This window comes from Staphylococcus sp. URHA0057 (assembly GCF_000620265.1).
In the GTDB taxonomy this organism is placed as follows: domain Bacteria; phylum Bacillota; class Bacilli; order Staphylococcales; family Staphylococcaceae; genus Staphylococcus; species Staphylococcus pasteuri.
In genome coordinates this window covers 491,240-517,769 of sequence record NZ_JHVS01000001.1, presented here as the reverse complement: position 1 = coordinate 517,769, position 26,530 = coordinate 491,240, and the positions used below count along the sequence as shown (strand labels likewise).

Sequence of the window (26,530 nt, the reverse complement as noted above, 5' to 3'; positions counted from 1 at the left end):
ATGTATATTCCAAAGCAATATCAAATCCATGATTATGAAATGATTAAATCATTTATGAATGAACATAATTTTGTCACGATAGTTACTTATAATGGAACGACACCAATTGCTACTCATTTACCAGTAAATATTGAAGAAAAACATAATGAATTATACATTTCGGGTCACTTTGCTAAAGGTAATGAACAATGGAAAACGATCGATCAGAATCAGCAAGTATTAATCATTTTTCAAGGGTCTCATGGATATATATCTTCAACTTGGTATGATACTGAAAATGTGCCGACTTGGGATTACCAAAGCGTTCATGCATATGGAACAGGACAATTATTAACAACTGAAGAATTAGAAAGTGAATTAATTAAAATGCTTGATAAATATGAAAACCATCGACCTAATGGTGCAACTTGGAATAATTTATCTAAAGAAGCAAAACAACAAATTAAAGGTATTGTTGGATTTAAAGTTAAAATTAACAAACTTGAAGCAGCATTTAAAATGAGTCAAAATAGAACTCAATCTGAAAAGGAAAATATTATCATACATCTTAATCAAAGCGATCAATTAAATGATAAAGATTTAGCTTGTGAACTTAAAAAATTATAGTAAAGCAAAAAGTCAGCCCATTTAGGACTGACTTTTTCACATAACTCAAATATTTATTTTCCACCGTTTGATTTACCTGAAATTAAATTGCGGATAGCTTTTACAATGTAACCTGTAATAACTATTCTAATTGCGCGTTTAATAATATTCATCATTAAAAAATCTCCCTTTATTTTTGTTCTATTTAAGTTATATATACCCAAATTTCAACATTTTAAATGTAAGATATGATTTTTATATGAATATTATAATCATTTTTTACCTTTCGAATACAATATATCCATCTTTATCAGCTTTTTTAGTAAATGCAACGATAATAGCGTGTACAATTGCTACAATACTAGGAATTCCTGTCCAAAAGAAAACGAGATGTAGTACGCCTTGACCAACTTTATCGGCATAAAATTTATGGACACCCACGCCGCCTAAAAAGATTGCTACAAGTATATAAATAAGTTTGTTCACTTTCATGATTGACTGCCTCCTTAATTTTTATTTTAAACAATTAAGGGTTAGTTATTCAATTAAACTGTAATTATAGGTATGTGTTATATATTATGATATCAACAAAGACATTTTTAAAATGAGTCATGATAACTATTGGAAATTAGATGATGACTTTCGTTTATATCGTAGCTTAGTTTCTATATAATTAAATTAAGACACTTAATAAAGGAAGGGTATTTGATGATTAGACAAGCGCATCCTAGTGATAATAAAAGAATAGCTGAATTATGTTATATGATATGGGAAGACATGGAATTAGATATGGTGAAGCAAATAAGTAAAGAACGAATTATTCATATTTTAGAATTGAGTGTGGTCAATGTTAAATATCGTAGTTATTATGAGAACGTTTGGGTTTATGAGGAAGATGGCGAAGTAGCAGGTTGTTTAATTGCATATGATGGTGAAAATGAACTTGAATATGAAAAGAAATGGCTTGAACTTCCACTCGATGAAGATATCAGAGCATTTGGTACACCATTACCTATTAAAGAAGCAGAAGATGATGAAATGTATATCGAAACAGTTGCTACCTTCCCGGAATATAGAGGTAAAGGAATAGCCACAAGTTTATTAAAGTATGTGATTGAAAATCATTCCGATAAAAAATGGAGTTTAAATTGCGATTATGGTAATACTAGAGCACAAAGATTATACGAAAAACTAGGTTTTAAAACAGTTAGCGATATTGATCTGTACGGTCATATATATCAACATATGATTAAACAATAAAAAAATCGACAATGAACATGTTCATTGTCGACTATCTATATATTTAATTAAATTGCGCCAAGTAATGCACTAATATAAATGCCTAATGCATATAAAATACCGAAAATAGTATTTGTTTTTCCTGTAGCAGCCATTGCTGGCATCATTGTTTCTGGTGTGTCGTTTTTATTAAATCTTCTAACAGCTTTAATTGGCATTGGGAATGACAATAATACTAATAAATAGAAGAGTGATCCACCAGATTTAAATAATGCAGTGAAAATGACAATTAAATACGCAACGATATACATAGTTGCCATAAAGATAACAGATGCTCGTTTACCAAGTAAAATTGGTAAAGTTTTACGTCCGCTTGCTTTATCTTTAACACGGTCTCTAATGTTGTTAGCCATGTTAATAAGACCAATTGTAATAACGATAGGAATACTTAACCATACAATTAATCCTTGTACATTTCCAGTTTGAATAAAGAATGATAAAAGAATAATAATCATACCCATAAACAAGCCGGAGAATAATTCACCAAACGGTGTCCAAGAAATTGGAATTGGACCGCCAGTATATAAATAACCAATCGCCATACATACAATCCCAATAGGAATAATCCAAAATGAACTTTGGAAAGCGAGGAATATACCTAGTAAAGCGGCAATAATGTAAAAGGCAATTGCGATGTTCATAACTAATTTAGGGCTCATACCATTACGTACAATAGCGCCACCAATACCTACGGATGTATGATCATCTAGACCTTTTTTAAAATCGTAATATTCATTAAACATGTTGGTAGCTGCTTGAATTAACAAACAAGCAAGTAACATTGCTAAGAATAAACTAAATTTTAGATGATCTTCGCTTCCTAGAAGATATAGTTTAGCCGATGCAGTACCCACTAACACGGGAACAACTGCAGCAGTTAAAGTATGAGGTCTCATTAATTGCCAATATTTTTTCACAGTTGAATATTGTTGATATTGATCTGCCATAATTTATAACCTCTTATTTTTTTATAGTTTTAACATTAATATTTTAAAGTAATTATTAATAAAGGTCAATTCACGTGAAAAATTGCATTACTTTATTAAGCAATTCCACTAAAATTAAGTTTGAAAAATGATACAATATACTAATGAGTAAATATAGAAGAAAGAAGTGAAATGAATGGCTGTTAACGTTAAAGAAGATGAGATTGTCAATAAGTTATATGGAAGCTCTAAAGATTGGGTCTCAGTAGAAGTTGAAATCAACCAAAGTATAGATCCAAGTACGTTATTTCATTTAACTGAATCACAAGCAGGTGATCGTTTTTATTTACGTCTAAACGATAATCAATCTTCATATTTCGGATATCATGCAATTCGAAAGTTCAAAAATAATTTCGAAAATAAACAGTCTATCTTTAAAGAATGGGAAGCCTTAAAAAAAGATATAGAATTAATACATCCAGATAGTGAAAAACACCATTTACGTTTATGTGGTGGTTTTCAATTTTCAAAACATAAATCAGATGATGAGTGGAGAGAATACGGTTTAAATCATTTTGTATTACCTGAAGTTTTAATCTCAACAGAGGGACAACGTCATTTTATCACTTACACAACAGAAAGAGATAAATTTGATATAGATGCTTTTAAAACATTAGTTAGTCAATTTGAGCAGGCCAATGTAGATTCATACGATGAGCATATAGGTAATGTGACAAAAATGGAAGATATTTATTTAGACGAATGGCGTGACTTGGTTAAAGAAGCCATCGAAAGTATAGATTATTCTAAGAAAATTGTCTTAGCACGTAGACGTTTAATTAAATTTGATGAAGAAATCAGCATTCCATATGTTTTATCTAAAGCTTTAAAAAATGAAAAAAATAGTTATATCTTTTTACTTGAATCAAATCAATCTGTCTTCTTTTCACAAACACCAGAACAATTAATCAAAGTTGAGAATCAAGTTCTATCTACTAAAGCTGTTGCTGGAACAATTAAACGATCTCATGATGAACAGGAAGATCAAGCGAATATAAATGCTTTTCTAAATGACAAAAAGAATTTAGGTGAACATCAATTTGTCGTTGAAAGTATCTTAAATGATATTCAACCTTATGTTGAAGATGTAGACTACAATGAAACACCTAATATTTTAAAAAATGACCATTTATATCACTTATATACACAAATAGAAGGTAAGTTAAATGATCATTCATATATTAGTTTAATCGATCGTTTGCATCCTACACCTGCATTAGGTGGATACCCTAAAGATGAAGCATTAGAATTTATTGAGAAAAAAGAATTTGGAACACGTGGTTTATATGGGTCACCAGTAGGTTTTATTGATGTATATGATGATTGTGAATTTATAGTAGCTATTCGTTCGATGTTAATTAAAGGCGGTCAAGCAACATTATTTGCAGGTTGTGGAATAGTGAAAGACTCTGATCCAGATAGTGAAATTGCTGAAACAGCAGTAAAATTTTCACCAATGATGAATGCATTAGGAGTAGATGAAAATGAGTAATTATAATGAAGCATTAACAACTCAAGTATTTACATTTGCATCAGAATTATATGCTTATGGCGTAAGAGAAGTTGTAATTAGTCCGGGATCTCGTTCGACCCCATTAGCTATCGCATTAGAAGCGCATCCAAACATTAAAACTTGGATTCATCCAGATGAACGAAGCGCTGCCTTTTTTGCATTAGGTTTAATAAAAGGTAGCGAGAGACCTGTAGCTATATTATGTACTTCTGGCACAGCAGCGGCTAATTATACACCTGCAATTGCTGAAAGTCAGATTAGTCGTATACCACTTATTGTCTTAACTAGTGATCGTCCTCATGAATTAAGAAGTGTAGGAGCGCCACAAGCAATTAATCAAGTGAATATGTTTAGTAACTATGTGAATTTCCAATTTGATATGCCAATTGCTGATGGAACACCTAACATGCTAGATACTATTCATTATCAAATGCAAATTGCTAGTCAATATTTATTTGGACCACACAAAGGACCAATTCACTTTAATTTACCATTTAGAGAACCTTTAACACCTAATTTAGATAGAACAGAATTATTAAAATCAGAATCTAAGACACTACCACATTATCAAAAAATGATTGATGTTATGCCAATCAAAGAAAAAATAGAAAAAGATAAAGGTTTAATCATAGTAGGTGATATGCAACACCAAGAAGTTGACCAAATATTATCTTATGCAACTGAAAATGATTTACCTGTGTTAGCCGATCCGCTAAGTCAGTTAAGACGTAATAACCATCCTAATATTATTACTACTTATGATTTATTGTATCGAGCTGGTATGGATTGGGAAGTCGATTTTGTAATTAGAGTTGGTAAACCTGTTATATCTAAAAAGTTAAATCAATGGTTGAAGAATACATCAGCGTTTCAAATATTAGTTCAAAATAATGATAAAATTGATGTATTTCCAGTACCGCCTGATGTTTCTTATGAAATATCTGCGAATGACTTTTTCAGATCTTTAAAGAATAACCAACCTATTAATAGAAAAGCATGGATAGAGAAATGGCAAACATTAGAAAAGCAAGCTCGTATTGAAATAAATGATTATCTACAACATGCTACTGATGAAGCGGCTTATGTAGGAGAATTGATTTCAAAACTAACTAAACAAGATGCATTATTTGTAAGTAATAGTATGCCAGTAAGAGATGTTGATAATCTATTATTTAATAGTGAAGCTGAAATCTATGCCAATCGTGGTGCCAATGGTATTGATGGTGTTGTATCTACAGCATTAGGTATGGCAGTTCATAAACATGTTACTTTATTAATTGGAGATTTAGCTTTTTACCACGATATGAATGGACTACTCATGTCAAAATTAAATAACATACACTTAAATGTAATTTTATTGAATAATGATGGGGGAGGTATCTTTTCATATTTACCTCAAAAATCATCTGCATCAGAATACTTTGAGCGTTTATTTGGTACACCAACTGGGTTGGATTTTGAACATGCCGCATTATTATATGAATTTAATTTCAAACGTTTTAATACTTTATCTGAATTTAAAGATATGACGCTTTCACAATCCGGCGCTATCGTATATGAAATCATTACTGATAGAGAAGACAATTTACAGCAACATCAAATTTTATATAAGAAATTGAGTGAAATAATTAATGCTACATCATAAATTTTATTCATCCAACAAACCATCCAATCAATTGTTGATTATGTTACATGGCTTTATTAGTGATGGATCAACATTTGATAGTCATATAGATACGTTGACTAAACAAGTTAATGTATTGACTGTTGATTTGCCAGGACATGGTAATGATGATTCACCTATGGATCAAGAATGGAACTTTTCATATATAAGTCAACAATTAGACCAAATATTAAGTGAATATCATCAATATCATCAATATCATCAATATTTATTAGGTTATTCTATGGGTGGTAGAGTATCACTTTACTATGCATTACATGGTACTAATGAATTGTCAGGTTTAATATTAGAAAGCACGTCGCCCGGTATACAAAAAGAAGAAGATCAGATAGAACGACAACAAGTTGATAATGCTAGAGCGAAAGTATTAGAAATTGCTGGACTGGAAATATTTGTTAACGATTGGGAAAGATTACCGTTATTTGCATCCCAATATGATTTAGATAAATCAGTTAAAAAACAAATTCGTCAAAACAGAATGAATCAAGATCCTAGTAAGTTAGCAAAAGCTTTGAGAGATTATGGTACAGGACAAATGCCAAATTTATGGCCATCACTTATTAACATTCAAATACCGACAATTATATTAGCTGGTCAAAAAGATGAGAAATTTGTAAATATTGCTCAAAAGATGAATGAACAAATTATTAATAGTAGAAAAACAATAGTTTCTGAAGTAGGTCATACAATTCACGTGGAAGATAGCGCGGAATTTGATACAATAATATTAGGTTTTTTAAAGGAGGAGCAAAATGACTAGACAGTGGGAAACACTTAGAGAATATGATGAAATTAAATATGAATTTTACGATGGAATTGCAAAGGTAACAATTAATCGTCCAGAAGTACGTAATGCATTTACACCTAAGACAGTAGCTGAAATGATTGATGCCTTTTCACGTGCGCGTGATGATCAAAAAATATCAGTTATTATTTTAACTGGTGAAGGAGATAAAGCATTCTGTTCTGGTGGAGATCAGAAGAAACGTGGACACGGTGGTTATGTTGGCGAAGATGACATTCCTCGTTTAAATGTATTAGATTTACAACGTTTAATCAGAGTTATTCCAAAACCAGTTATCGCAATGGTACGTGGTTATGCTATTGGTGGAGGTAACGTATTAAACGTAGTATGTGACTTAACTATTGCAGCAGACAATGCTATTTTCGGACAAACTGGTCCTAAAGTAGGTTCATTTGATGCTGGTTATGGTTCTGGTTATTTAGCAAGAATTGTTGGACATAAGAAAGCAAGAGAAATTTGGTACTTATGTCGTCAATATAATGCACAAGAAGCATTAGACATGGGATTAGTTAATACTGTCGTTCCATTAGATCAAATAGAAGACGAAACAGTTGCTTGGTGTCAAGATATCATGAAACATTCACCAACAGCACTACGTTTCTTAAAAGCAGCTATGAATGCAGATACAGATGGCTTAGCAGGTTTACAACAAATGGCTGGAGATGCAACTTTACTTTATTATACAACTGATGAAGCTAAAGAAGGTCGTGACGCATTTAAAGAAAAACGTGACCCTGACTTTGACCAATTCCCTAAATTCCCATAAGATTTGATATAAACGAACCCCTTAAAGTATGGTGTTAAAGCCATCATACTTTAAGGGGTTTTTTACTGTGTTTATGATTTATTTATTAGTTGGAAATTGTTCCGGATATTGCTCTTTTAAATAATCTTCTAAACGTGACATACCTTCTTTGAGTAATGACATATCATAAGCATAAGAAATTCTTACATGGCCTTTCCCAATATCTGTAAAGGACGAACCAGGTACCATAGCAACGTGAGCTTTTTCTAACACATCAACACAAAAATTAAAATCATCATCTGTATAATTTTTTATACTTGGGAAAATGTAAAATGCGCCTTCAGGTACAGCATTTAATTCGAAACCAAGGTCTTGAAGTTTTTCGATTAAATAGTCACGACGCTCAATATAAGCTTTATTCATATATTTTGGCGCTTCTAAACCTTCATTTAATGCAGCGATACATGCATGTTGAGCTGGAACATTTGTACAAATGCAATTATATGCATGCATGAAAGTTAATTTTTCAATTAAATATTCTGGTCCAATTAAAAATCCAACACGGATACCAGTTGCTGAATGTGATTTACTTAAACCACTGATGAGTATTAATTGATCTCTAATCTCATCGAATTCAGCGAAAGAAGTATGAACACCATTAAACGTGTTTTCTGCATAGATTTCATCACTAATGATAAATACATTATATTTAGACAATGTATTTACAATATCGCTGACTTCTTCACGATTTAATGTCACGCCTGTAGGATTTGTAGGATAATTAAGTAAAACAGCTTTTGTATTTTCATTGATATATTGATTCAACAATTCTGGTGTGATTTTGAAAGATGTTTCGGTAGTATCAATAAATTTTGGCACAGCACCTAAAGTTTGAATTAAAGGGATATAGCCCGCATATGTAGGACTTGGAATGATAATTTCATCTCCTGGATTGATAATACTACGCAATGTAGTATCTAAAGCTTCACTAGCACCATTAGTCATAATTATTTCATCAACACTATATTCGAAACCATATTTATTTTGATAATAATTACTTATAGCCTGTCTAGCTTCTATGATCCCTTTATTGTGAGAATAACTTGTTTGGTCATTTTTAATGGCTTTGATGTAAGCGTCTTTTACCACTTCTGGCATATGAAAATCAGGCTGCCCAATTGTTAAATTGATACAATCATCAATATCTTTCATACGGTTTGAAAATTGTCGAATACTAGGTGCTTTTAAAAATTTTGACTGCTCATTTAATTGTAATTTCATAAATCATTACTCCTCTAAAAAATACCAAAATATAGTACTTTTAATGTTTGAAATGTCGTATAATTCTTTCAAATTATTACAATCATAACATATTTTAAGCACTACATTTTGGTATACGAATTAATTTTATAATAAACATTACCCTTTGAATTTAGAAGGGGATTTTAAGTTTATGATTGGATTTGTCCATTTACATATCCACCGGTTCGATAAGATATAAACTATAATGCCAGATGTAATAAATAAAAATAGATAAGTAAATACAGAAATTGGCGATTTAAATGGATAGAGTTCAAATCCACGAATAATACCAATAATTAAACCATGTAATAAATAGACATACATTGTCCTACTACCAATATAGGTATAAAAACGTAATTTTTGAGATGTTAAATTTAAGAATGCAAACATCGAAACTAATATAACTACATACAATAGTAAACGTTTCAGTGGACTATATACGTCTTCGGCATTTTGTTCTAATGAAGTGTAAGGTGTGCTACCCAATAACCAATCAGAATTAATTGGATGTAAATAATAACCTACAAAGTAAAGTATAAATACAAGAATGGAGATAGGCACCCATTTTTTACTTCTTAACACCATACTTTGGTTTTTAGTAAATAAATGACCTAAATAGAAAATTGGGAAGAATACAATGGTACGAGAAATACTCATGTATTCATCAATGTTAGCCGAATAACCGGCAAATACTGAAAAAACAATGGAAATAGTAAGAACAATCCATGGATTATATCTTCTTACAATAACTAAAACGACATGGAAGAAGAATAACGTTAATAAAAACCATAATGCAAATACAGGGTTGAATGGATCTAATTGTAAACTATCGCTTTTTCCAGTTAAAAAATAATACACCGAGTAAAATGCGAAAAATATGAAATACGGTAATAATAATTTTTTAGCAATATTTTCTAAATAATAAGGTTTGTCTAAATTTTTAGCAAAGTAACCTGATATAAATAAAAATGTTGGCATGTGGAAACTATAAATAACTAGATATAGTGCTGATAAATTTTTATCTTCTGAAGTATACGGCTGTAATAGATGTCCAAACACTACTAAAAATATAAGTATCGCTCGGGCATTATCAAAAAAATAATCCCTGTCCTTAATGGAAGGCATAAATATGTCTCCTTTTTATTGTTTAACTGTACTTAATTTATTATATTTTATGGCGATAATGCAACGATTTTGACTACAATATAAAATTCTATTGTATATCTTATAAAAAAAGCATATAATATTATCAACTAAATAAAGTGGAGTAGAAACAGCATGTATAAACAACTTGAAAAACTTATTACACTTACTAACAACGATTTGAATATAGTTAACCGACGCTTTGGACAAAGAACAGACATTACATCAGAACAATTAGAGTTATTACGAATACTGTATAATTACGACCGTTTATCACAATATGATTTAACAATGAAGATTAGTCGAGAACAATCGATTGTGTCACGATGGATTAAAAAACTTGTATTGAAAGGATATATTACAAGTCAGCAGTCACATGAAGATTTAAGATGTAAGGAATTAATTCTTACAGAGGAAGCACGAGCATTAATTAAGCAGATAAATACTGCTCGATGTGAATTAATAGAGGCTAGATGTCAATGCTTATCAGAAAACGAAATCGAAAGTTTAAATCAATTATTAAACAAGTTAAATAGTCGCCATAGTTTTCATTAATGGATGATAAAGATATTAAAAATGTCGTGAGTCAATGATTTATAGATTTAATAAATATAAAGAAAGCAATTTCTATTGAAATAAGATAGAAATTGCTTTCTTTATTTATATCGGAATAATATTAACAAGAAAATTTCCTTTTAAAGGTTATAGGATCATAGAAAAGAGAAGGGGGACGTAATAAAAATCGACTAACAAGAATTATCTTGTTAGTCGAAATAAGAATTATTTAAATGTAGGAATATCAAAGAATTTACCAACTTCTCCGATTTGATCATATAATCCTTTTAATACTTGTGCATTTGAATCTGCCCAATTAATATCTGTTGCATATTGATGTGTACCTGGGTGTGCAGGATTCCAACGCATTTTGTATAACGTGTTTTGTCCAGCTTTCACATATGAATTACCTATGAATTTAGCTCCACCGATAATCGCTTTTGAAACTGAATTCCAACCAGACGCTTTAGCAAAGTTTAATCCTTCGCCTAGAGCATTATAGTCATAAGCACCAATACCAAATACATTATGATATTTAGTTGCAGAACGAGTATTTACTACACCGTTTGTAATGTTAGCACCTTTAGCTAATTGAGATTGTCCATTTCCAGTTTCTAATAAAGCATGTGAAATTAAGTAAATTTCATTTAAGCCATATTTTTTAGCCGCTTGACTAAATGCTGCACCTTGGTTTTCAAGTACGCCTTTACCTTTAAGTAATTTATTTAAAGTAGCTTCAGATAAATACTGTGGTTGATCTAAACGTAAAAATTGATATTTAGATACAGGATTTTTAGCTAATTTATTAGAATCCATAGCATTTTTTGTTTCATAGTAAGTTGCATTTGACCATACGCCAGGAGTTCTTTGAACTTGTGGGCCATAGCTTAAATTACTTTGAATAGAAGCCATTTGGTTTAATGTACGTCCTGTATTTGAATACTTAACCAATTCTTTTGTTAAATCGTTTGCTTTAACCCAAGCATATTTACCATTAGTTAATTTACCGTAATACCAAGTAACACCATTTTGTTGTTTTTGTTTAATGACTACAAATGGTTTTTCATAATAAGTTTTTAATGAATAACCGTTCTTTGCAGCAGGATCATCATAATAATAACCATTATTATTTTTGATAACGAAAGTATAATTATATGGCGTTGCAGGATTATTAGTATTAGATTGTTCTAAGTCTTTTGCTGCAATCCAACCAGTGCGATTGTTAACTGTACCATATAAATATTTTTCGTTACCTACATATATAGCTTTTGAAGCGTTAAAAGTTTGATTTACTAATTGACTTGTAGGTAATAATTGTTGGTTTTTAGTTCCCCATGCAATTGAATAAAGCCCATTATTATTGCTATTCACTTTATATTTACCTGTTTCTTTAGCTTCATTTCCTAGGTTTTGAACATTAATATCATTAATGTTAACCCAGCCTAATGGTGTGTTTGATACTGTGTTTTGTAATAACACATAAGTTTGATTACCTTCAGTTCTTTGTTTAGAAATTGTGAAAGTACGATTTGCGTATTTAGCACCATTTTTAGCTGTTTTATCATATACAGAACTACGAATACCAGAGTTGTTAAGTTTTACTTGACCAATTTTTTTAGTAGTTTGAGTAATGTTAGTTTTAGCCGTAGTTTGAGTTTTAGGTGTTTCTTCGTTTGTTACAGCATATGATTTAAAAGCCATTTTAGGTTTAGCAACAGTTGATTTAGTTGAAGTTGGTTCAGATAAATAATACTTACTAATCCAACCAGTGATACCATTTACAGTTCCATATAGATAAGTAGCTTTATCAATTTGTTGCTGTTTAGTAGCTTTAAATGTTTGGTTACCGTTACCTGAAACTGTTCCTGCTTCTTGTTTATAAGTACCCCAAGGAACTGTATAAGCTTTTGTACCAGGTTTAACGCTATATGAATGATTTACAGAAGTAGGTGATTTAGCCGTATTATAGACTACATCTCCTTGTTTAACCCAACCATAAGTTTTGCCAGTATTATAATCTTGAACTAAGTAAAATTTATCATTACCTAATGTAGCTGTTTTAGAAACTGCTAATGTTTTTTGTACTTCTTTTGTTGTTTTACCAGATTTATCGTAAACAGTTGTATATAAACCACTATTTTTAGAATTGATTTGAGCTACGCCATTATTTGCTGCAACTGTTAATTTATTATTAGTAGTTGTAGGCTTAGTTGTTGGTTTTGTAGCTGGTTTAGTAGTGTTAGTAGGTGTAGTTAAATAAGCTTTACTAATCCATCCAGTTAAACCGTTAACTGTACCATATAAATATGTTGATTTATCAATTTGTTGTTGTTTAGTAGCTTTAAAAGTTTGATTTCCTTTTCCTGAAACTGTACCAGCTACTTGTTTACTAGTACCCCAAGGTACTGTATAAGCTTTAGTACCAGATTTAACATTATAAGATTGATTAACTTTTACTGGTGATTTAGCTGTATTATAAATTACTTCATTTTGTTTAACCCAACCAAATTTTTCCCCAGTATTATAATCCTGTACAAGGTAAAATTTATCATTACCTAATGTTGCAGTTTTAGTTACTGATAATGCTTTTTGTACTTCTTTAGTAGAGTGACCTTTTTTGTCATAAACAGTTGTGTATAGTCCACTATTTTTTGTGTTAATTTGAGCCATACCACTATTTGCAGCAACTGTTAATTTACTATTACTAGTTGAAGGTTTAGTAGTAGGTTTAGTTGTTGTACTTCCACTAGAAGGTTTAGTTGTACTTGTTGAAGTAGTACCCCAAGGTGCAACTTGTCCCATTTTAATTTGATATTTTTCATTGATTAAATCGTATAATTCATTATAACTATAATTATGTTGTTTAAAGTAACCATGTGGGTCAGCATGGTCTGTACCACCTAACCATCTACTAATTGCTGAATGTGTCCAAACAGTACCGCTACCATCGTTTTCAGCGCTATTAGGTTTTAAACCATAATATTGTAATTGTGTTGCAGCGTAATCAGCATAGTTGTTCATTGAACGTGCAAATGAATCATAGTCATGTGTATGAACAATTTCAACGTTTATATAACGTTCATTACCGTATGGACCAGCTCCCCATGATAAGTAATCAGTAGGGGCAGTTTCGATGATTCTGTTGCCGTCTACAAACGCATGTACGAAAGCTGAGTTGTAATTGTTCTTCATGTAATTGATTTCGCCCGTAATTGTTGAATTTTCATTAGCTGTATCATGGACAACAATTCCTTCAGGTTTACCTACACCATTTCTGTATCCATATTTAGGGAAGTAAGATGAATAATCTTCTTCAATCTGAGGTGCTTTAAAATTCTTTTTACGAATATAGTCATTTATTGAAGATTTCACTGCTGGTTTGTATTTTGGTAAAGAAGATGTTGCTTTTTTAGCAGTTGCATACATCATTCTTGGTTTAGCTACGGATCTAAAAGTAGACACTTGATTATTTGATGAATCGTTCACTTGTGCTGATTCAACTTTAGCTGATTCCTTAGTATCATTTTTAGTGTTTGTTGTATTAGTATTAGTGTTTGTTGATTTTGTAGTTTGATTAGAGATAGCTGATTTATCTGTTTTATTACTTTCAGATTGTGCAGTTGTTACTGTTTGTTTAGTAGTGTCATTTGAATTGTTATCTGACACATTTTCACTCTCAACATCATCTTCATCATCAATTAAACTATAACCACCATTATTTTTAACTGTTTGCTTAGTTGATTGGTTAGTAGATTCAGTGTTTTCATTTTGACTAGTTTCTTGGCTAGTTTTATTTTTTACATTATTATCTGTATTTTGAGTTTGCTGTTGAGCTTGAGCATTAGTGTTATTGTCAGTTTGTTCTTTAACAGCTTCATTATTCTCGTTAGTTGATTTATCAGAGTCAACGTTAGTTGTTGATTGATTATCAGTAGCATCAGTACTCACATCTTTTTGATTGTCAGTATCATTTTGTTTAGATTCTTTATCAGAATTTGTACTATCACTTGTTGTATTAGTAATATTTGTTACATCTGCAGTATCATTTTGTTTAGATGTATCATTATCTTCTGTAGAAGTAGTCTGTACAGGTTTTACTTTAGTTGGATCTTGATAAGTTTGAGTACCAGAAATATTTTGTGTTGGGTTACTCACTTCTTTTTTAGCATTGTTAGCTTGTTTTAAGGTTGTTTGGTCATCCAGTACATTCTTGTTTTTAGTTTGGTCTTGAGTAGCTTCTGCTGCATCTGCATGGTGAGCCGTAAATGCTGTTCCAAATAAAGTTAGTGCAACCATTGACGGTAATTTGTAATTGAATTTTTTCGCCATTATTATAATTACTCCTTGTATGTTATGAATTTGTATTAATTATAATATGCGAAAATAAAAGTGTATTGTTTTTAACAGATTTGTAATAGAACTTTAACCTATAATTTTTTAAATTTATTACGATGTAAGGGGTTTAAACATTGATAGTACGCAAGTAATTTCATATAAAAAATTAATTTGTGGTTAATGAAATATTACAAAGTATGACAAAGAAAATAATTTGAGAATACTATATGTTACAAATGTTTTTCCATAACGATATGCTTAATATTTTCTTCATCAAATGGTTCGCCTACAACGTTGTAACCTAATTTTTCATAAAAGGAGATTGCGTAGTGTTGAGCATTCATTGTTAAAAATGTTAATTGATTTTCATTAGCTGTTTGTTCAACAAAATTCAATAATTTTAATCCTAAGCCTCGACCTCTATAATCTTTTAAAATTGCTACGCGTTCGACTTTTCCGGTAGTTTCATTCAATAAGCGTATTCGTGCTGTTGCAATAGGGTGGTTATCATTGTCATAGCCAATGACATGAATTGCATTCTCATCATATTCATCAATTTCATGATCTTCTGGCACATTTTGCTCTTTAACAAACACTTCTTTTCTAATTTCAAAACACGCTTCTAACATTTCTTTATTCGTAACTTTATAGAACATATTTAGTCTCCTTTATTATAAAAAAGGAAGAAGCCCGGTTATTTGATGACTTCTTCCTTAAGTGATATTTAATATTTTATAATGCTTCTTTTCTTATAATTGCAGTGTATTGCCAAAAAATTCTCATTTGAGCGATATTCCAATTATTCATTCCCATTGTATAACCAGATGGTTTAAATAGATTTACATCAGTTACTTCAAGTGCAGCAGCAATTAAATATTGTAACGGTACGCTAATACTTTTCATTTCTTCAGTAATACCATTTTCATCATATACCCAAGTAAATGGTAAATCAGATTCGAAAATATCTACTTTATTAAATATTTCTGGTAGGGCTACAATATAACACGCTCCATCTACAACAGGATTATTTGCACTTTCTTTATAATAAATGAGTAAAGCCTCGTAGTTTTCTCTATGTTCATGGTTTACATAAAAGAATTCATTTCTAAATAAAGCCATGTCTTTACTATGAATAATTTGTTGTTCTAAAACGTTAAACATACCATTTATATTAGCAATTTTTTCATACGTTTTTCGTGACATTTAAGCAGCTCCTCTCATTAAATAATATATTAAAATTAATAAGCAGTAGTATCTTGTTGTTGTTGGTAATTTTGATTATTAACGGTATTATCTTGTTGCGTGTTCATACCGTTGTTTTGATTATCCATTTGTTGATTGTTTTGAGTTTGATCGTTAGTTCCACTGTTTTGTTGATCATCATTATTACTGTCATTACTGCTATCATTATTATCTTTATCTTTTTTGTCATCAGTTGTATCATTTTGACCTTTTCTTAAAAGAGAATCATCTAGTTCAGTTAATGGTACTAGAGAGCCATAATGATCAATAACTCTTTGATTTAAGAAATCATCTTTATCAGTAATTTTAGATAATCCTAAATCAGTACGCAAGATGTTTGAATATTTCTGGATACTACTAATGCTAGGATTGTAATAATAAACGCCATCTAACATATCATCATCACCTTCTAGTTGTGATTTTTTCATTTTAACACTGTCAGATAGGTACATTCTAGATAATGATTTAATCTCAGATTTAGTTAAATTATGCTTAGCATTTTTACCTACAATATTAATAACTTCATCTAATTTATCAAATGAATCAAGTGTTTGTGCTTTTTTGAATAATATTTTAATTAAGTCCATTTGACGTTGTCCACGTTTTAAGTCTGAGTCATGGTGGCGCGTTCTAGCAACTGCTAATGCTTCATCACCATTTAATTTTTGATAGCCTTTTTTAATTTTAATTCTACCTGTATCATCACTATTTGGTTCGTTTAAATTATATGGAACATCATAGTAAATGCCACCAAGTTCATCGACAGCTTCAACGAATGCTTTCATATTAACACGTGCATAGTAATCAACTGGCACATTCATTGTTGCTTCAACGGAATCCATTGCAGCAATTGGGCCACCGTATGCATGGGCATGAGTGATTTTGTCATAATAACCTACTTTAGGAATGTAACTTATCGTATCACGGGGGATACTCAACATTCTAATTTGATGTTTTTTTTGATTAAAAGTAGATAAAATCATCGCGTCAGATCTTGAATGTTCCAAGCTTTGTCCGTTTTTTTCTCGTCCTTCATTATCATCAATTCCTAAAAATAATATAGAAATTGGATCTTTTTCAGGGTTGACCTTTGAACTTCTTAGATTTGATTGACGATCTGCGTTACTTTTATCTTGAGAAGATTCAAACGCTTTTTCTGAAGATTTGAATAGGTTACTAGCAAAAACAACAGGAATAGCAATAAGAGCGAAAGTCAGTAGAATTAAAAAGTATTTAAAGAATTTATTCATATTTGTTGCTCCTAAACATTATTAACTTATTTTTAAATATATGATTAAAATTTATGTAGTTTCTTCGTATTGTTGTCTATAATTTTTCACACTATAGCCCTAAATTGTATTACTTTATAGTAAAAATTACAACTCATATATCAATAAATAGTATTGAATTCTAAAATTTTATTTATATCTTATAGTATAAATGATTGATGGTAAGAAATGTGAGTATTTGATTACATTTATTGTGACACTTTAATAACCAATATAACAATTCAAATTCAACAATTATTATTATGCATATTTATACTTATGCTAATTTATGTTGAAACTATTTGCTATTATGATCTTATCTAAACAATTCATTTCCATTTTTATTAAATTGACTGGCGTTAAAATACTGTGTTGTCAGTTTCATAAAATTTTTTAAGATATTATTATTTATGGTACTAAAGTACTATGTAATCTTTCTGTTAAAGGTGTACTATATAATTAAAGTGATTTTATGCATAAAATGATTTATAATTATGCATATCATATTTATTGAGTAACATCGTAGTAATCACAATAGCTTTATAATTTTTTAAGATCTTTATAGAGGTAATTAATAAAAAAAGGGAGGATTAAATTTAAAGTAAGATAATAGAAATTAAATTGATAGATACGTTCAAGACAAAATAAAAGACAAATAGATATATTTTTCAGCGAGTATTATGGATATAAAAGTAAGACCTTGATATCTAATGTTTATATTTCTAAGAAAAATATTGATATTATTATGTGAGGCAAATTTCGAAATGAAACTAAACAAGATTAAGATTGTGTTTTTCATCATTGTGTTAATTATACTAATCATATTAATGGTAATTTTTGGAAAAAAATGGAACGAATATCTGCACATGGATAGTCGGTACTTCCAAAAAAATGATAATGCTACATATATTATTAAAAAAGATAAACATGAGAAAGCACCTAAAAAGCTAAAAACCGTTGTTAATAAGAAAAAACCTATATATAAAGAAATTGATAACTATTTAAAAGATACAAATTTTAATGGTACTGCTGCTATATTTGAAAATGGTAAGATTAAGTTGAATAAAGGTTATGGCTTTCAAAACTTTGAATCTGGTAAAAAGAATACAGCTAATACAATGTATCTTATCGGTTCATCACAAAAATTCACTACTGGATTAATGTTAAAACAACTTGAATTAGAAAATAAAGTGAATATCAATGATCCAGTAACCAAATATTTACCTTGGTTTAAAACAAGTAAAGAAATCACATTAAAAGATTTGATGTTACATCGAAGTGGGTTATACAAATATAAAGCATCAACAAATATTAAAAATTTAGATCAAGCAGTCAAAACAATTCAACAAAGAGGTATAGATGAAAATTATTACCATAAAGATCATTACAATGATGGGAATTATTTAGTGCTTGCGAAAGTTATCGAGCAGGTTACAAATAAGCCTTATGTTGCCAATTATTACAATAGATTAGGTAATCCATATCAATTACAACATACAGCTTTCTTTGATGAAAAATTATATCGTAAAAATATGGCAAATGGATACAAATTGACTCATAATAAATTTTCTTTGATGCATCCTAAAATATTAAACCAATATTATGGCGCTGGTAATTTATATATGGCTCCATATGATATGGGCAAATTAGTCAATGCAATGCAACAGTATAAGATATTTAATGCAGATACAGCTAATCCATTTTTACATGAATTTGGTACTAAAGAATATCCAATTGAATATAGATATGGTTTCTACGTTACTCCTACAATGAATAGGATTAATGGCGTGTTCTTCGGACAAATATTTACTGTTTACTATAATGATAAATATACTGTTGTTTTAGCAAGTAATTTAATTACAGAAAATGAAAAAGCGAATGAAAACAAAATGAAACATATTTTCTATAATATTCTTCATCAAAAAAAGGAATATAACGTTCCTGGTGTTAAAGTAAAATAATAATAAATTAAACAAATGAACGCACATATATTGTCTGTTGAGATACTAAATATGTGCGTTCTATTTTTATTTACAATATGAAAGGGCGTTTAAAAATAAATCTTGATAGTGTGTTGAAATAGGGGAATGTACTACCTTACAATTTGGTTCTAGCGACTCAAAATCAACAACAGTGGCACCCTTAGTTAATAAACCATGAAGCTCAATCTGTACATTGGCATCATAAACGTTGAATATATCTGGATTAATTAAATATAAAATTGTAAATACATCATATAACTTTATACCTTCGTGAACATTTTCAGTTCTGTAATGTTGTAATAAATGATATAACATATTTCCTGTTTGATTAACTTGTTTAATTTCTTTTATAAAATCATGTGAGAACATAGCTTTTCTTGCTAAATCTAATCCAATCATCACAACTGGTATTTGTGCATTAAAAACAATGTTTGCTGCTTCTGGATCACAATATATATTAAATTCTGCTAAAGGTGTGACATTGCCTCTACCGCTACTACCACCCATAATAACAATTTGTTTGATATTCGATTTTACTTCAGGATAAGTAGCTAAAAGTAATGCAATATTTGTTAATGGTCCAATAGCAACAATAGTTATTGGATAAGAACTCTTCATAATTTCATCTTTGATTGCTTCTATTGAATTTGTTTGTGGAATATAATGATTTTCAAATGATTCAAAATCATAGCCGTCCATTCCTGACTCGCCATGTACTTCGGCTGCATCAACAGGATCGGAAATTAAAGGACGAGCTGCACCTTTATAAACTGGGACTTTACTATCGAAAAAATGAACTAATTTAAGTGCATTGTTCGTTGTTTTATCAACATTCACATTTCCATTAACAGTAGAAATCATTTTAACTTCTATATTAGGATGACTCAATGCCAAGCTGATGGCAGCTGCATCATCAATACCTGGATCAGTATCTATAATAATAGGTATGACCACTGATACCAACTCCTCTCATTTATCATTAGTTCTATTTTGACGTAAAAAAGACCTACTAGCAATGCTAGTAGGTCTAAAAGTATGAACTTTATACTTTTTATAAGTGGTGTGAGTGACCACCTTGCATAACCCAATAAGTACCGATAACAGTAATTAGAGTTATGATAATTGCAAAGATAACTTTAAACATTTGGACACGTCCATCTTTACCTTCAGTTAAATGCATGAACATTAATAATTGAAGTGCAGCTTGGATAAATGCGAATCCAAAAATAATTGTTACTTTAGCATGGAAACTCATTGATGTGTATAGTGTTACGAAAACTGCTAAAAGCGTCAATACGATAGAAGCAATAAATCCGACTGTATGTTTTACGATTGTATTCATCCGCTATACACCATCCCTATCATATATACGGCAGTGAAGATGAAGATCCAAACAACATCTAAGAAGTGCCAGTATAAACTTACTATAAATAATTTTGGAGCATTATATGAATCCAAACCACGAGTTCCAATTTGAATTAATAAGCAAATAATCCAAACAATACCAACTGAAACGTGACAACCGTGTGTTCCTAATAGAATAAAGAAACTAGACCAGAAGGAACCGATAGTAGGGTTGACACCTTCAGAAACATAATGTGCGAATTCGTAGATTTCAAATCCTACGAATACAAGCCCTAGTAGTACAGTAAGAATCATCCAAAACATCATTAAGTTTTGTTTTTCTTTACGCATGTAGTAGATTGCAATACCACATGTATATGAACTTAATAATAACGCGAATGTCATTATTAAAACTAAAGGTAATTCAAATAACTCTGTAGTCATCTTGCCAGCGTAATCGCCACCATGTTGCAAAGTTAATAACGTTGCGAATAGGGTACCGAATAACGCGAATTCGGCTGTAAGGAAAATCCAAAAGCCAAGTTTATTTAATTCGCCTTCATGCGTACGTGAATCAATTGTATTAGTATCATGACTCATGACTTACAGCCTCCCTTTCTTTAATACGTGCTTCTCTTAAACGTGCTTCAGTTTCAGCTACTTCAGAAGCAGGGATATGGTAACCATGGTCAATTTGGAAACTTCTCCAAATCATTGTACCGAAGATACCTGCTAAACAGATAGCGGCTGGAATGATTGTTTCAAAGATTAAGAAGAAACCACCGATTGTAAAGAATATTCCCATCCAGAAACCAACTGGTGTGTCGTTTGGCATGTGAATATCTTTGTAATTATGGTTGTCTAAATAATGACGACCATGTTCCTTCATATCTACGAATGTGTCATAGTCATTCCAATCTGGAGTGATAGCAAAGTTGTATTTAGGTGGAATTGCTGATGCAGTAGTCCACTCTAAAGTACGACCAAGTCCATCCCAGTTATCGCCTGTAGCTTCACGTGGTGCTTTAATGTGACTGTAAACAATGCTTACCACTAAGAATAAGAAACCAATTGCCATTAATAAAGCACCGATAGTTGAGATAACATTTAATAAGAACCAACCATCAGAAGGCATATAAGTGTATAAACGACGTGGCATACCATCTAATCCAAGAATGAATTGTGGTAAGAAACAAACGTTAAATCCGATCATGAAGAACCAGAAGCACCATTTGTTTAACGTTTCGTTTAATTTGTAGCCCATCATTTTTGGATACCAGAATATTAAACCAGCTAAGCAGGCAAATACTACACCAGTAACCAATGTATAGTGGAAGTGAGCTACTAAGAAATAAGTGTTGTGATATTGATAGTCAGCTGATGCCATCGCAAGCATTACACCTGTAACCCCACCTAATAGGAAGTTAGGGATAAATGCTAATGAGAATAACATAGGTGACTCGAAAGTAATTCTACCTTTATACAATGTTAATAGCCAGTTGAATAGCTTAACTCCGGTTGGTACACCGATTAACATTGTAGAAATTGAGAAGAATGAGTTAATTAAAGCACCATTACCCATTGTGAAGAAATGGTGAACCCAAACTAAGAAACTTAAGAACGCGATACCAGCAGTTGCCCAGACCATGCTTTGATGTCCGAACAAGCGTTTACGCGCAAATGTTGGAATAATTTCAGAGTAAATACCAAATGCAGGTAAGATAACGATATATACTTCAGGGTGCCCCCATACCCAGAAGAAGTTAGCCCATAACATAGGCATACCGCCATCAGCTACTGTAAAGAACGCTGTTCCGAATATTCTATCGACTGTCATTAACGCTAAAGCCACTGTAAGAACAGGGAAGGCTAAGATAACGATTAATGTAGTGATGAATGTAGTTACAGTAAACATTGGCATTTGCATAAACTTCATTGTAGGTGTTTTACATCTTAAAATCGTTACAAAGAAGTTAATACCGGTCATTAACGTACCTAAACCGGAAATTTGGATAGCAACTAAATAGTAGTTGACACCTGGTCCAGGACTAAATTCACCAGCAAGTGGTGCATAGTTTGTCCAACCAGCAGCTGGAGATCCACCTACGATAAATGATAGGTTGAATAAAATCATACCAGCAAAGAATAGCCAGAAACTTACGTTGTTCATTACAGGGAAGGCAACATCACGTGCACCGATTTGTAATGGAACAACAATATTCCATAAACCAAAGATGAAAGGCATAGCCATGAAAATAATCATGATAACGCCGTGTGTACTAAATACTTCATTGTAGTGGTTAGATTCTAAGAATGTGTTATCTGGAACAGTTAATTGAGTACGAAGCATTAACGCATCAATACCACCACGGACGAACATTAATACGGCACAGATTAAATACATAACACCGATTTTTTTATGGTCTACGGATGTGAACCATTCTCTATAAAGATATTTCCATAATTTGAAATAAGTAATTACTGCGATAAGGCCGATAACTAAGAATGGTGCACCGATTTGTGCCATCGTAATCATCCAGTTACCCTTAACTAGTAATTGATCCCATGGAAAATTCATTAATGTCCACCTCCATGATCATCATTTTCTTTGTTTTTAGACGCATTACCGTCTTTAGCTTCTTTGGAAATTTTTTCCATTTCCTTAGAATTGTGTTTTTCTTTCTTCTTGAATTCATTGTCGTATTTTTCATTGTTGCCAAGAATCATTGGTGTCATACCGTGACGTTTATAGTTAGCATTTGAAATTGTAACCTTACGAGCTGGTTTGACTGGTTTATCTTTTACGTCTTTATAAAGATCTTTTTCATCAACGAAGTTAGGATCTTTTTGAACGTAATTGTAACGTTTGTATGCGTAGAAGATATACTCAGGATCAGCTGCAGGATCTACGAACGCCATATGCGTACCATTAAACGTTAATTCTTTGTTAGGTGTGCTTGGTAAGATTTGTTTATCAAATGTATCTTGATCTAACGTTTTCTTACTTTGAGCTTTTTTCACCCATTTGTTGAAATCACTTTGGCTTACAGAGTTTACATCAAATGTTTGACGTGAGAAACCTTCACCATTGAAGTTAGAGTTTCTACCTCTGAAAGTACCTGTTTGATCTGCTGTTAATGTCCAATTCATAGTCATACCAGTCATGGCATATTTCTGACCACCTAATTGTGGAATCCAGAAACTTGTCATAGTATCCATAGATTGTAACTTGAATACTACTGGACGATCTTTTGGAATTGTTAACGTATTAACAGTTTCGATGTGTTGATCTGGGTAGGCAAAGAACCATTTGTAACCAGCGCTTACTGCGTAAACCACAAGTGGGTCCTTGTCTTTCTCTGGTGGTTTTTCATAATCGTATAATGTTTTAACAGTTGGAATTGCTAAAGCAATAACGATAATGATAGGTACCACAAACCAAATTGTTTCAATTAAAGAATTGTGGTGCATCTTACCAGATTCATCATTCTTACTATAACTGTACTTAAAGATGAAGAATGCAAACATGGAAAGAACAACGACAACAATAACAAGCATGAAGATAATTGAATAGATGATCAAGAACTTCTGACTACTTGCTACTGGCCCTTTTGCATTAAAAACTTCAATGTTCGAACAACCACTAAGTAAAATTAGGGTTCCGACCATTAGAAGCAAAGACTTAAATTTTGACACTTTTTTTGACCTCCTAATACTACAAATGTAGGGCTTATCACTAATTTTAAGTTATTACACAATATTTACAAGTACCTAGAAGAAAAAAATTATTAATATAAGCCAAAAATTTTAAAAAGTTTGAGATATGACGGGGATTGTAAGATTTGTTAAAATTATGTGTACATTTTGTGAAAAAGGACAAATTTGTGAAAATACAATAAATAAAAGCGTTTTTAGTCTAAAAAAGCAATAATTCAGAAAAATAAAAAAAGTTGAGAAATAATCTCAACTTAAGTATCTTGTTATTTAACTTTGATATTTCTAACTGTTGTATTTTGTGCTCCATCTGAATCAGTAACTTTGTATTTAACTTTATATGTACCAGGTTTATTAGTATCAATATCGCCATCGACTTTAATTTTATGAGTTAAATCGCCATCTTCTTTGTCATAAGCACTAATTCCTTTTAATAAATTATAATCTTCGCCTTGTTCAATAATCATATCATTAACACCTCTAAGTTGAGGTTCAGAATTAGTTGTAGCTTCGGCATTTAAATTCGGTGTGACTAAAGTAGCAGATACTCCGATAGCTGATAATGACTGTATTAGTTTGTTCATAAAGTAACCTCCGAATATTAGTCGACTATGATTTATTTATAATATACCTTAATTTTCAGAATAATACATCATACTATAGTCTTAATATACCTGATTGATTAATTATTTAAAACATATAATAAGAAAAAATTTAATTAAGCTTTTGTAAATTGAACGATATGTGAACATTTCTACATTATATTGCATATACAATTAACATAGGATTAGAATGAATATGCAAATTGAATTAATTTTAATTCTAGATTAGTGGGAGTGGAAATTATGTTAAGTGAAAGAGAAAAAGAAGTCGTCAAAGAAACGGTGCCTGTATTGCAGGATAAAGGTACAGAAATTACTTCGAAATTTTATGGTCGTATGTTAAATCAACATCCAGAATTAAGAAATATGTTTAACCAAACAAACCAAAAAACAGGATTACAATCTACTGCATTAGCTCAATCTGTATTAGCAGCAGCTGTAAATATAGATAATCTTGGAGCTATTTTACCTGTAGTTAAAGGAATTGCCTATAAACACTGTGGCTTACAAGTACCACCAGCTGGATATGATATTGTTGGTGAAAATTTGATCGAAGCAATTAAACAAGTTGTTGGTTTAGATGATGATCATGAAATTATCAAAACATGGAAAAAAGCATATCAAGAAATTGCAGATGTGTTTATTTCAGTTGAAAAAGATATTTATGCAGAAATGTTATGGGATGGATTCCAACCATTTAAAGTTGAAACAATTGAAGAAGTTTCTTCTGATATTAAAGCATTTACAGTATCTTCAAAAGACTATGATTTAAGCCAATTTGTACCTGGTCAATATATTACTGTTGATGTAGGTAGTGAAAAAATGCCATATAGAGCAAAAAGACACTATTCAATAGTTAAAGGTGACGAAAATTATTTAACATTTGCAGTTAAACGTGATGTAACTACTGAACATGAAGGTGAAGTTTCTACTATATTACATGACGAATTTAAAGAAGGCGACGACATCAATTTATCTGCACCAGTTGGTCCGTTCCACGTAGTTGAAAAAGACAATAAACAATTATTCTTAGGTTCAGGAATTGGTGTAACACCACTAGTATCTATGTTTAATGAAGTAGTTAATAATGATAGCACTACTCGTTTTGTACAAGTTACAAATGATATTAATGATGCGCCATTCTCTTCTGTACTAAAAACAATTGCTAATGGCAGTGACAATGCAACATATATGCTACATGATAAAACTAAAAATGGATATATTGGTAGCGAAGATTTAAAAGAATGGATCGATGAAAATACAGAAATATATGTATGTGGTGGTAAATCATTCATTCAATCAATTATTAAATCTATAAAAGAACTTGATATAGACACAAATAAAATTCACTATGAAACATTTATCCCTAAATTAAGTTTCCAAGTATAAAATATTAATAAAAACAAAACATTAAAAAAGCCGAAGA

Annotated in this window: 24 protein-coding genes; 9 read left to right on the top strand and 15 right to left on the bottom strand. The window is 30.9% G+C overall.

The genetic code is table 11. The features are described from left to right. Complete coding sequence (locus N524_RS0102380; RefSeq protein ID WP_029055553.1) at window positions 1-606, top strand: FMN-binding negative transcriptional regulator; 606 nt, start codon at window positions 1-3, stop codon at window positions 604-606. A gap of 53 nt (window positions 607-659) precedes the next feature. On the opposite strand, the gene N524_RS13775 is transcribed toward N524_RS0102380, so the two are convergent. Continuing rightward, a complete protein-coding gene (locus N524_RS13775; protein ID WP_017638068.1) occupies window positions 660-761 on the bottom strand; it encodes an SAR1012 family small protein in 102 nt (33 codons plus the stop codon). A gap of 103 nt (window positions 762-864) precedes the next feature. Further along, a complete protein-coding gene (locus tag N524_RS0102370; RefSeq protein WP_017638069.1) occupies window positions 865-1,077 on the bottom strand; it encodes a TM2 domain-containing protein in 213 nt (70 codons plus the stop codon). A gap of 216 nt (window positions 1,078-1,293) precedes the next feature. On the opposite strand from N524_RS0102370, the gene N524_RS0102365 reads away from it, so the two are divergent. Continuing rightward, complete coding sequence (locus N524_RS0102365; RefSeq protein WP_017638070.1) at window positions 1,294-1,845, top strand: GNAT family N-acetyltransferase; 552 nt, start codon at window positions 1,294-1,296, stop codon at window positions 1,843-1,845. Between the two features lie 47 nt (window positions 1,846-1,892). Here the strand turns inward: N524_RS0102365 and N524_RS0102360 are convergent, their stop codons facing one another. Then, window positions 1,893-2,831 (bottom strand): 1,4-dihydroxy-2-naphthoate polyprenyltransferase, encoded by a 939-nt coding sequence (locus N524_RS0102360; RefSeq protein WP_017638071.1) that lies wholly within the window; start codon window positions 2,829-2,831, stop codon window positions 1,893-1,895. Between the two features lie 175 nt (window positions 2,832-3,006). Between N524_RS0102360 and N524_RS0102355 the strand changes: the two genes are divergently transcribed. Genes N524_RS0102355 through menB form a run of 4 tightly spaced genes read left to right on the top strand, consistent with a single transcriptional unit; the run spans window position 3,007 to window position 7,638 of the window. After that, complete coding sequence (locus N524_RS0102355; protein WP_029055552.1) at window positions 3,007-4,362, top strand: isochorismate synthase; 1,356 nt, start codon at window positions 3,007-3,009, stop codon at window positions 4,360-4,362. Continuing rightward, window positions 4,355-6,028 (top strand): 2-succinyl-5-enolpyruvyl-6-hydroxy-3-cyclohexene-1-carboxylic-acid synthase, encoded by a 1,674-nt coding sequence (menD, locus tag N524_RS0102350; RefSeq protein WP_029055551.1) that lies wholly within the window; start codon window positions 4,355-4,357, stop codon window positions 6,026-6,028. The genes N524_RS0102355 and menD overlap by 8 nt, the downstream gene beginning before the upstream one ends. Continuing rightward, window positions 6,015-6,827, top strand: coding sequence for a 2-succinyl-6-hydroxy-2,4-cyclohexadiene-1-carboxylate synthase (gene menH / locus N524_RS0102345; RefSeq protein WP_029055550.1), 813 nt, complete (start codon window positions 6,015-6,017; stop codon window positions 6,825-6,827). The genes menD and menH overlap by 14 nt, the downstream gene beginning before the upstream one ends. Further along, on the top strand, window positions 6,820-7,638 hold the full coding sequence (gene menB / locus N524_RS0102340) for a 1,4-dihydroxy-2-naphthoyl-CoA synthase (RefSeq protein ID WP_017638075.1): 819 nt from the start codon (window positions 6,820-6,822) through the stop codon (window positions 7,636-7,638). The genes menH and menB overlap by 8 nt, the downstream gene beginning before the upstream one ends. A 78-nt stretch (window positions 7,639-7,716) precedes the next feature. Here menB and N524_RS0102335 read toward each other — a convergent pair whose 3' ends face one another. Then, window positions 7,717-8,898, bottom strand: a complete 1,182-nt coding sequence (locus tag N524_RS0102335) for an aminotransferase class I/II-fold pyridoxal phosphate-dependent enzyme (protein ID WP_017638076.1) — start codon at window positions 8,896-8,898, stop codon at window positions 7,717-7,719. 138 nt (window positions 8,899-9,036) lie between these two features. Beyond that, entirely contained in the window at window positions 9,037-10,044 is a 1,008-nt protein-coding gene (locus N524_RS0102330) for an acyltransferase family protein (protein WP_017638077.1), read from the bottom strand. 153 nt (window positions 10,045-10,197) lie between these two features. On the opposite strand from N524_RS0102330, the gene N524_RS0102325 reads away from it, so the two are divergent. After that, entirely contained in the window at window positions 10,198-10,617 is a 420-nt protein-coding gene (locus N524_RS0102325; RefSeq protein WP_029055549.1) for a MarR family transcriptional regulator, read from the top strand. A 225-nt stretch (window positions 10,618-10,842) separates the two neighbouring features. On the opposite strand, the gene N524_RS0102320 is transcribed toward N524_RS0102325, so the two are convergent. The 4 genes from N524_RS0102320 to N524_RS0102305 all read right to left on the bottom strand — a co-directional run bounded on the left by N524_RS0102320 (window position 10,843) and on the right by N524_RS0102305 (window position 17,444). Beyond that, window positions 10,843-14,946, bottom strand: coding sequence for a glucosaminidase domain-containing protein (locus tag N524_RS0102320; protein ID WP_029055548.1), 4,104 nt, complete (start codon window positions 14,944-14,946; stop codon window positions 10,843-10,845). Between the two features lie 236 nt (window positions 14,947-15,182). Continuing rightward, on the bottom strand, window positions 15,183-15,608 hold the full coding sequence (locus N524_RS0102315) for a GNAT family N-acetyltransferase (protein ID WP_017638080.1): 426 nt from the start codon (window positions 15,606-15,608) through the stop codon (window positions 15,183-15,185). A 76-nt stretch (window positions 15,609-15,684) separates the two neighbouring features. Next, window positions 15,685-16,155, bottom strand: coding sequence for a DUF2538 family protein (locus tag N524_RS0102310; RefSeq protein ID WP_017638081.1), 471 nt, complete (start codon window positions 16,153-16,155; stop codon window positions 15,685-15,687). A gap of 35 nt (window positions 16,156-16,190) precedes the next feature. Continuing rightward, complete coding sequence (locus tag N524_RS0102305) at window positions 16,191-17,444, bottom strand: LCP family protein (RefSeq protein WP_017638082.1); 1,254 nt, start codon at window positions 17,442-17,444, stop codon at window positions 16,191-16,193. Between the two features lie 782 nt (window positions 17,445-18,226). Between N524_RS0102305 and N524_RS0102300 the strand changes: the two genes are divergently transcribed. Continuing rightward, window positions 18,227-19,423 (top strand): serine hydrolase domain-containing protein, encoded by a 1,197-nt coding sequence (locus N524_RS0102300; protein ID WP_029055547.1) that lies wholly within the window; start codon window positions 18,227-18,229, stop codon window positions 19,421-19,423. 66 nt (window positions 19,424-19,489) lie between these two features. Here N524_RS0102300 and rihC read toward each other — a convergent pair whose 3' ends face one another. The 6 genes from rihC to N524_RS0102270 all read right to left on the bottom strand — a co-directional run bounded on the left by rihC (window position 19,490) and on the right by N524_RS0102270 (window position 25,086). Then, window positions 19,490-20,398, bottom strand: coding sequence for a ribonucleoside hydrolase RihC (rihC, locus tag N524_RS0102295; RefSeq protein WP_029055546.1), 909 nt, complete (start codon window positions 20,396-20,398; stop codon window positions 19,490-19,492). A 97-nt stretch (window positions 20,399-20,495) separates the two neighbouring features. Further along, window positions 20,496-20,786 carry a cytochrome aa3 quinol oxidase subunit IV gene (gene qoxD, locus N524_RS0102290; RefSeq protein ID WP_017637027.1) on the bottom strand — a complete coding sequence of 97 codons (291 nt, stop codon included), beginning with the start codon at window positions 20,784-20,786 and terminating at the stop codon, window positions 20,496-20,498. Then, window positions 20,783-21,388, bottom strand: coding sequence for a cytochrome aa3 quinol oxidase subunit III (gene qoxC, locus N524_RS0102285; protein WP_017637028.1), 606 nt, complete (start codon window positions 21,386-21,388; stop codon window positions 20,783-20,785). The genes qoxD and qoxC overlap by 4 nt, the downstream gene beginning before the upstream one ends. After that, window positions 21,378-23,366 carry a cytochrome aa3 quinol oxidase subunit I gene (gene qoxB / locus N524_RS0102280; RefSeq protein ID WP_017637029.1) on the bottom strand — a complete coding sequence of 663 codons (1,989 nt, stop codon included), beginning with the start codon at window positions 23,364-23,366 and terminating at the stop codon, window positions 21,378-21,380. The genes qoxC and qoxB overlap by 11 nt, the downstream gene beginning before the upstream one ends. After that, on the bottom strand, window positions 23,366-24,484 hold the full coding sequence (gene qoxA, locus N524_RS0102275; protein ID WP_017637030.1) for a cytochrome aa3 quinol oxidase subunit II: 1,119 nt from the start codon (window positions 24,482-24,484) through the stop codon (window positions 23,366-23,368). Before qoxA ends, qoxB begins: the two co-directional genes overlap by 1 nt. A 284-nt stretch (window positions 24,485-24,768) precedes the next feature. Continuing rightward, on the bottom strand, window positions 24,769-25,086 hold the full coding sequence (locus tag N524_RS0102270; protein ID WP_029055545.1) for a DUF5011 domain-containing protein: 318 nt from the start codon (window positions 25,084-25,086) through the stop codon (window positions 24,769-24,771). A 261-nt stretch (window positions 25,087-25,347) separates the two neighbouring features. On the opposite strand from N524_RS0102270, the gene N524_RS0102265 reads away from it, so the two are divergent. Next, window positions 25,348-26,493, top strand: coding sequence for a globin domain-containing protein (locus N524_RS0102265; protein ID WP_017637032.1), 1,146 nt, complete (start codon window positions 25,348-25,350; stop codon window positions 26,491-26,493). Window positions 26,494-26,530 lie beyond the last annotated feature (37 nt).

What these genes read in the sequence shown, in the direction of transcription:
- N524_RS0102380 (WP_029055553.1), top strand. Translation starts at nt 1, where the DNA reads ATGTATATTCCAAAGCAATATCAAATCCATGATTATGAAATGATTAAA.
- N524_RS13775 (WP_017638068.1), bottom strand. Translation starts at nt 761, where the DNA reads ATGATGAATATTATTAAACGCGCAATTAGAATAGTTATTACAGGTTAC.
- N524_RS0102370 (WP_017638069.1), bottom strand. Translation starts at nt 1,077, where the DNA reads ATGAAAGTGAACAAACTTATTTATATACTTGTAGCAATCTTTTTAGGC.
- N524_RS0102365 (WP_017638070.1), top strand. Translation starts at nt 1,294, where the DNA reads ATGATTAGACAAGCGCATCCTAGTGATAATAAAAGAATAGCTGAATTA.
- N524_RS0102360 (WP_017638071.1), bottom strand. Translation starts at nt 2,831, where the DNA reads ATGGCAGATCAATATCAACAATATTCAACTGTGAAAAAATATTGGCAA.
- N524_RS0102355 (WP_029055552.1), top strand. Translation starts at nt 3,007, where the DNA reads ATGGCTGTTAACGTTAAAGAAGATGAGATTGTCAATAAGTTATATGGA.
- menD (WP_029055551.1), top strand. Translation starts at nt 4,355, where the DNA reads ATGAGTAATTATAATGAAGCATTAACAACTCAAGTATTTACATTTGCA.
- menH (WP_029055550.1), top strand. Translation starts at nt 6,015, where the DNA reads ATGCTACATCATAAATTTTATTCATCCAACAAACCATCCAATCAATTG.
- menB (WP_017638075.1), top strand. Translation starts at nt 6,820, where the DNA reads ATGACTAGACAGTGGGAAACACTTAGAGAATATGATGAAATTAAATAT.
- N524_RS0102335 (WP_017638076.1), bottom strand. Translation starts at nt 8,898, where the DNA reads ATGAAATTACAATTAAATGAGCAGTCAAAATTTTTAAAAGCACCTAGT.
- N524_RS0102330 (WP_017638077.1), bottom strand. Translation starts at nt 10,044, where the DNA reads ATGCCTTCCATTAAGGACAGGGATTATTTTTTTGATAATGCCCGAGCG.
- N524_RS0102325 (WP_029055549.1), top strand. Translation starts at nt 10,198, where the DNA reads ATGTATAAACAACTTGAAAAACTTATTACACTTACTAACAACGATTTG.
- N524_RS0102320 (WP_029055548.1), bottom strand. Translation starts at nt 14,946, where the DNA reads ATGGCGAAAAAATTCAATTACAAATTACCGTCAATGGTTGCACTAACT.
- N524_RS0102315 (WP_017638080.1), bottom strand. Translation starts at nt 15,608, where the DNA reads ATGTTCTATAAAGTTACGAATAAAGAAATGTTAGAAGCGTGTTTTGAA.
- N524_RS0102310 (WP_017638081.1), bottom strand. Translation starts at nt 16,155, where the DNA reads ATGTCACGAAAAACGTATGAAAAAATTGCTAATATAAATGGTATGTTT.
- N524_RS0102305 (WP_017638082.1), bottom strand. Translation starts at nt 17,444, where the DNA reads ATGAATAAATTCTTTAAATACTTTTTAATTCTACTGACTTTCGCTCTT.
- N524_RS0102300 (WP_029055547.1), top strand. Translation starts at nt 18,227, where the DNA reads ATGAAACTAAACAAGATTAAGATTGTGTTTTTCATCATTGTGTTAATT.
- qoxD (WP_017637027.1), bottom strand. Translation starts at nt 20,786, where the DNA reads ATGAATACAATCGTAAAACATACAGTCGGATTTATTGCTTCTATCGTA.
- qoxC (WP_017637028.1), bottom strand. Translation starts at nt 21,388, where the DNA reads ATGAGTCATGATACTAATACAATTGATTCACGTACGCATGAAGGCGAA.
- qoxB (WP_017637029.1), bottom strand. Translation starts at nt 23,366, where the DNA reads ATGAATTTTCCATGGGATCAATTACTAGTTAAGGGTAACTGGATGATT.
- N524_RS0102270 (WP_029055545.1), bottom strand. Translation starts at nt 25,086, where the DNA reads ATGAACAAACTAATACAGTCATTATCAGCTATCGGAGTATCTGCTACT.
- N524_RS0102265 (WP_017637032.1), top strand. Translation starts at nt 25,348, where the DNA reads ATGTTAAGTGAAAGAGAAAAAGAAGTCGTCAAAGAAACGGTGCCTGTA.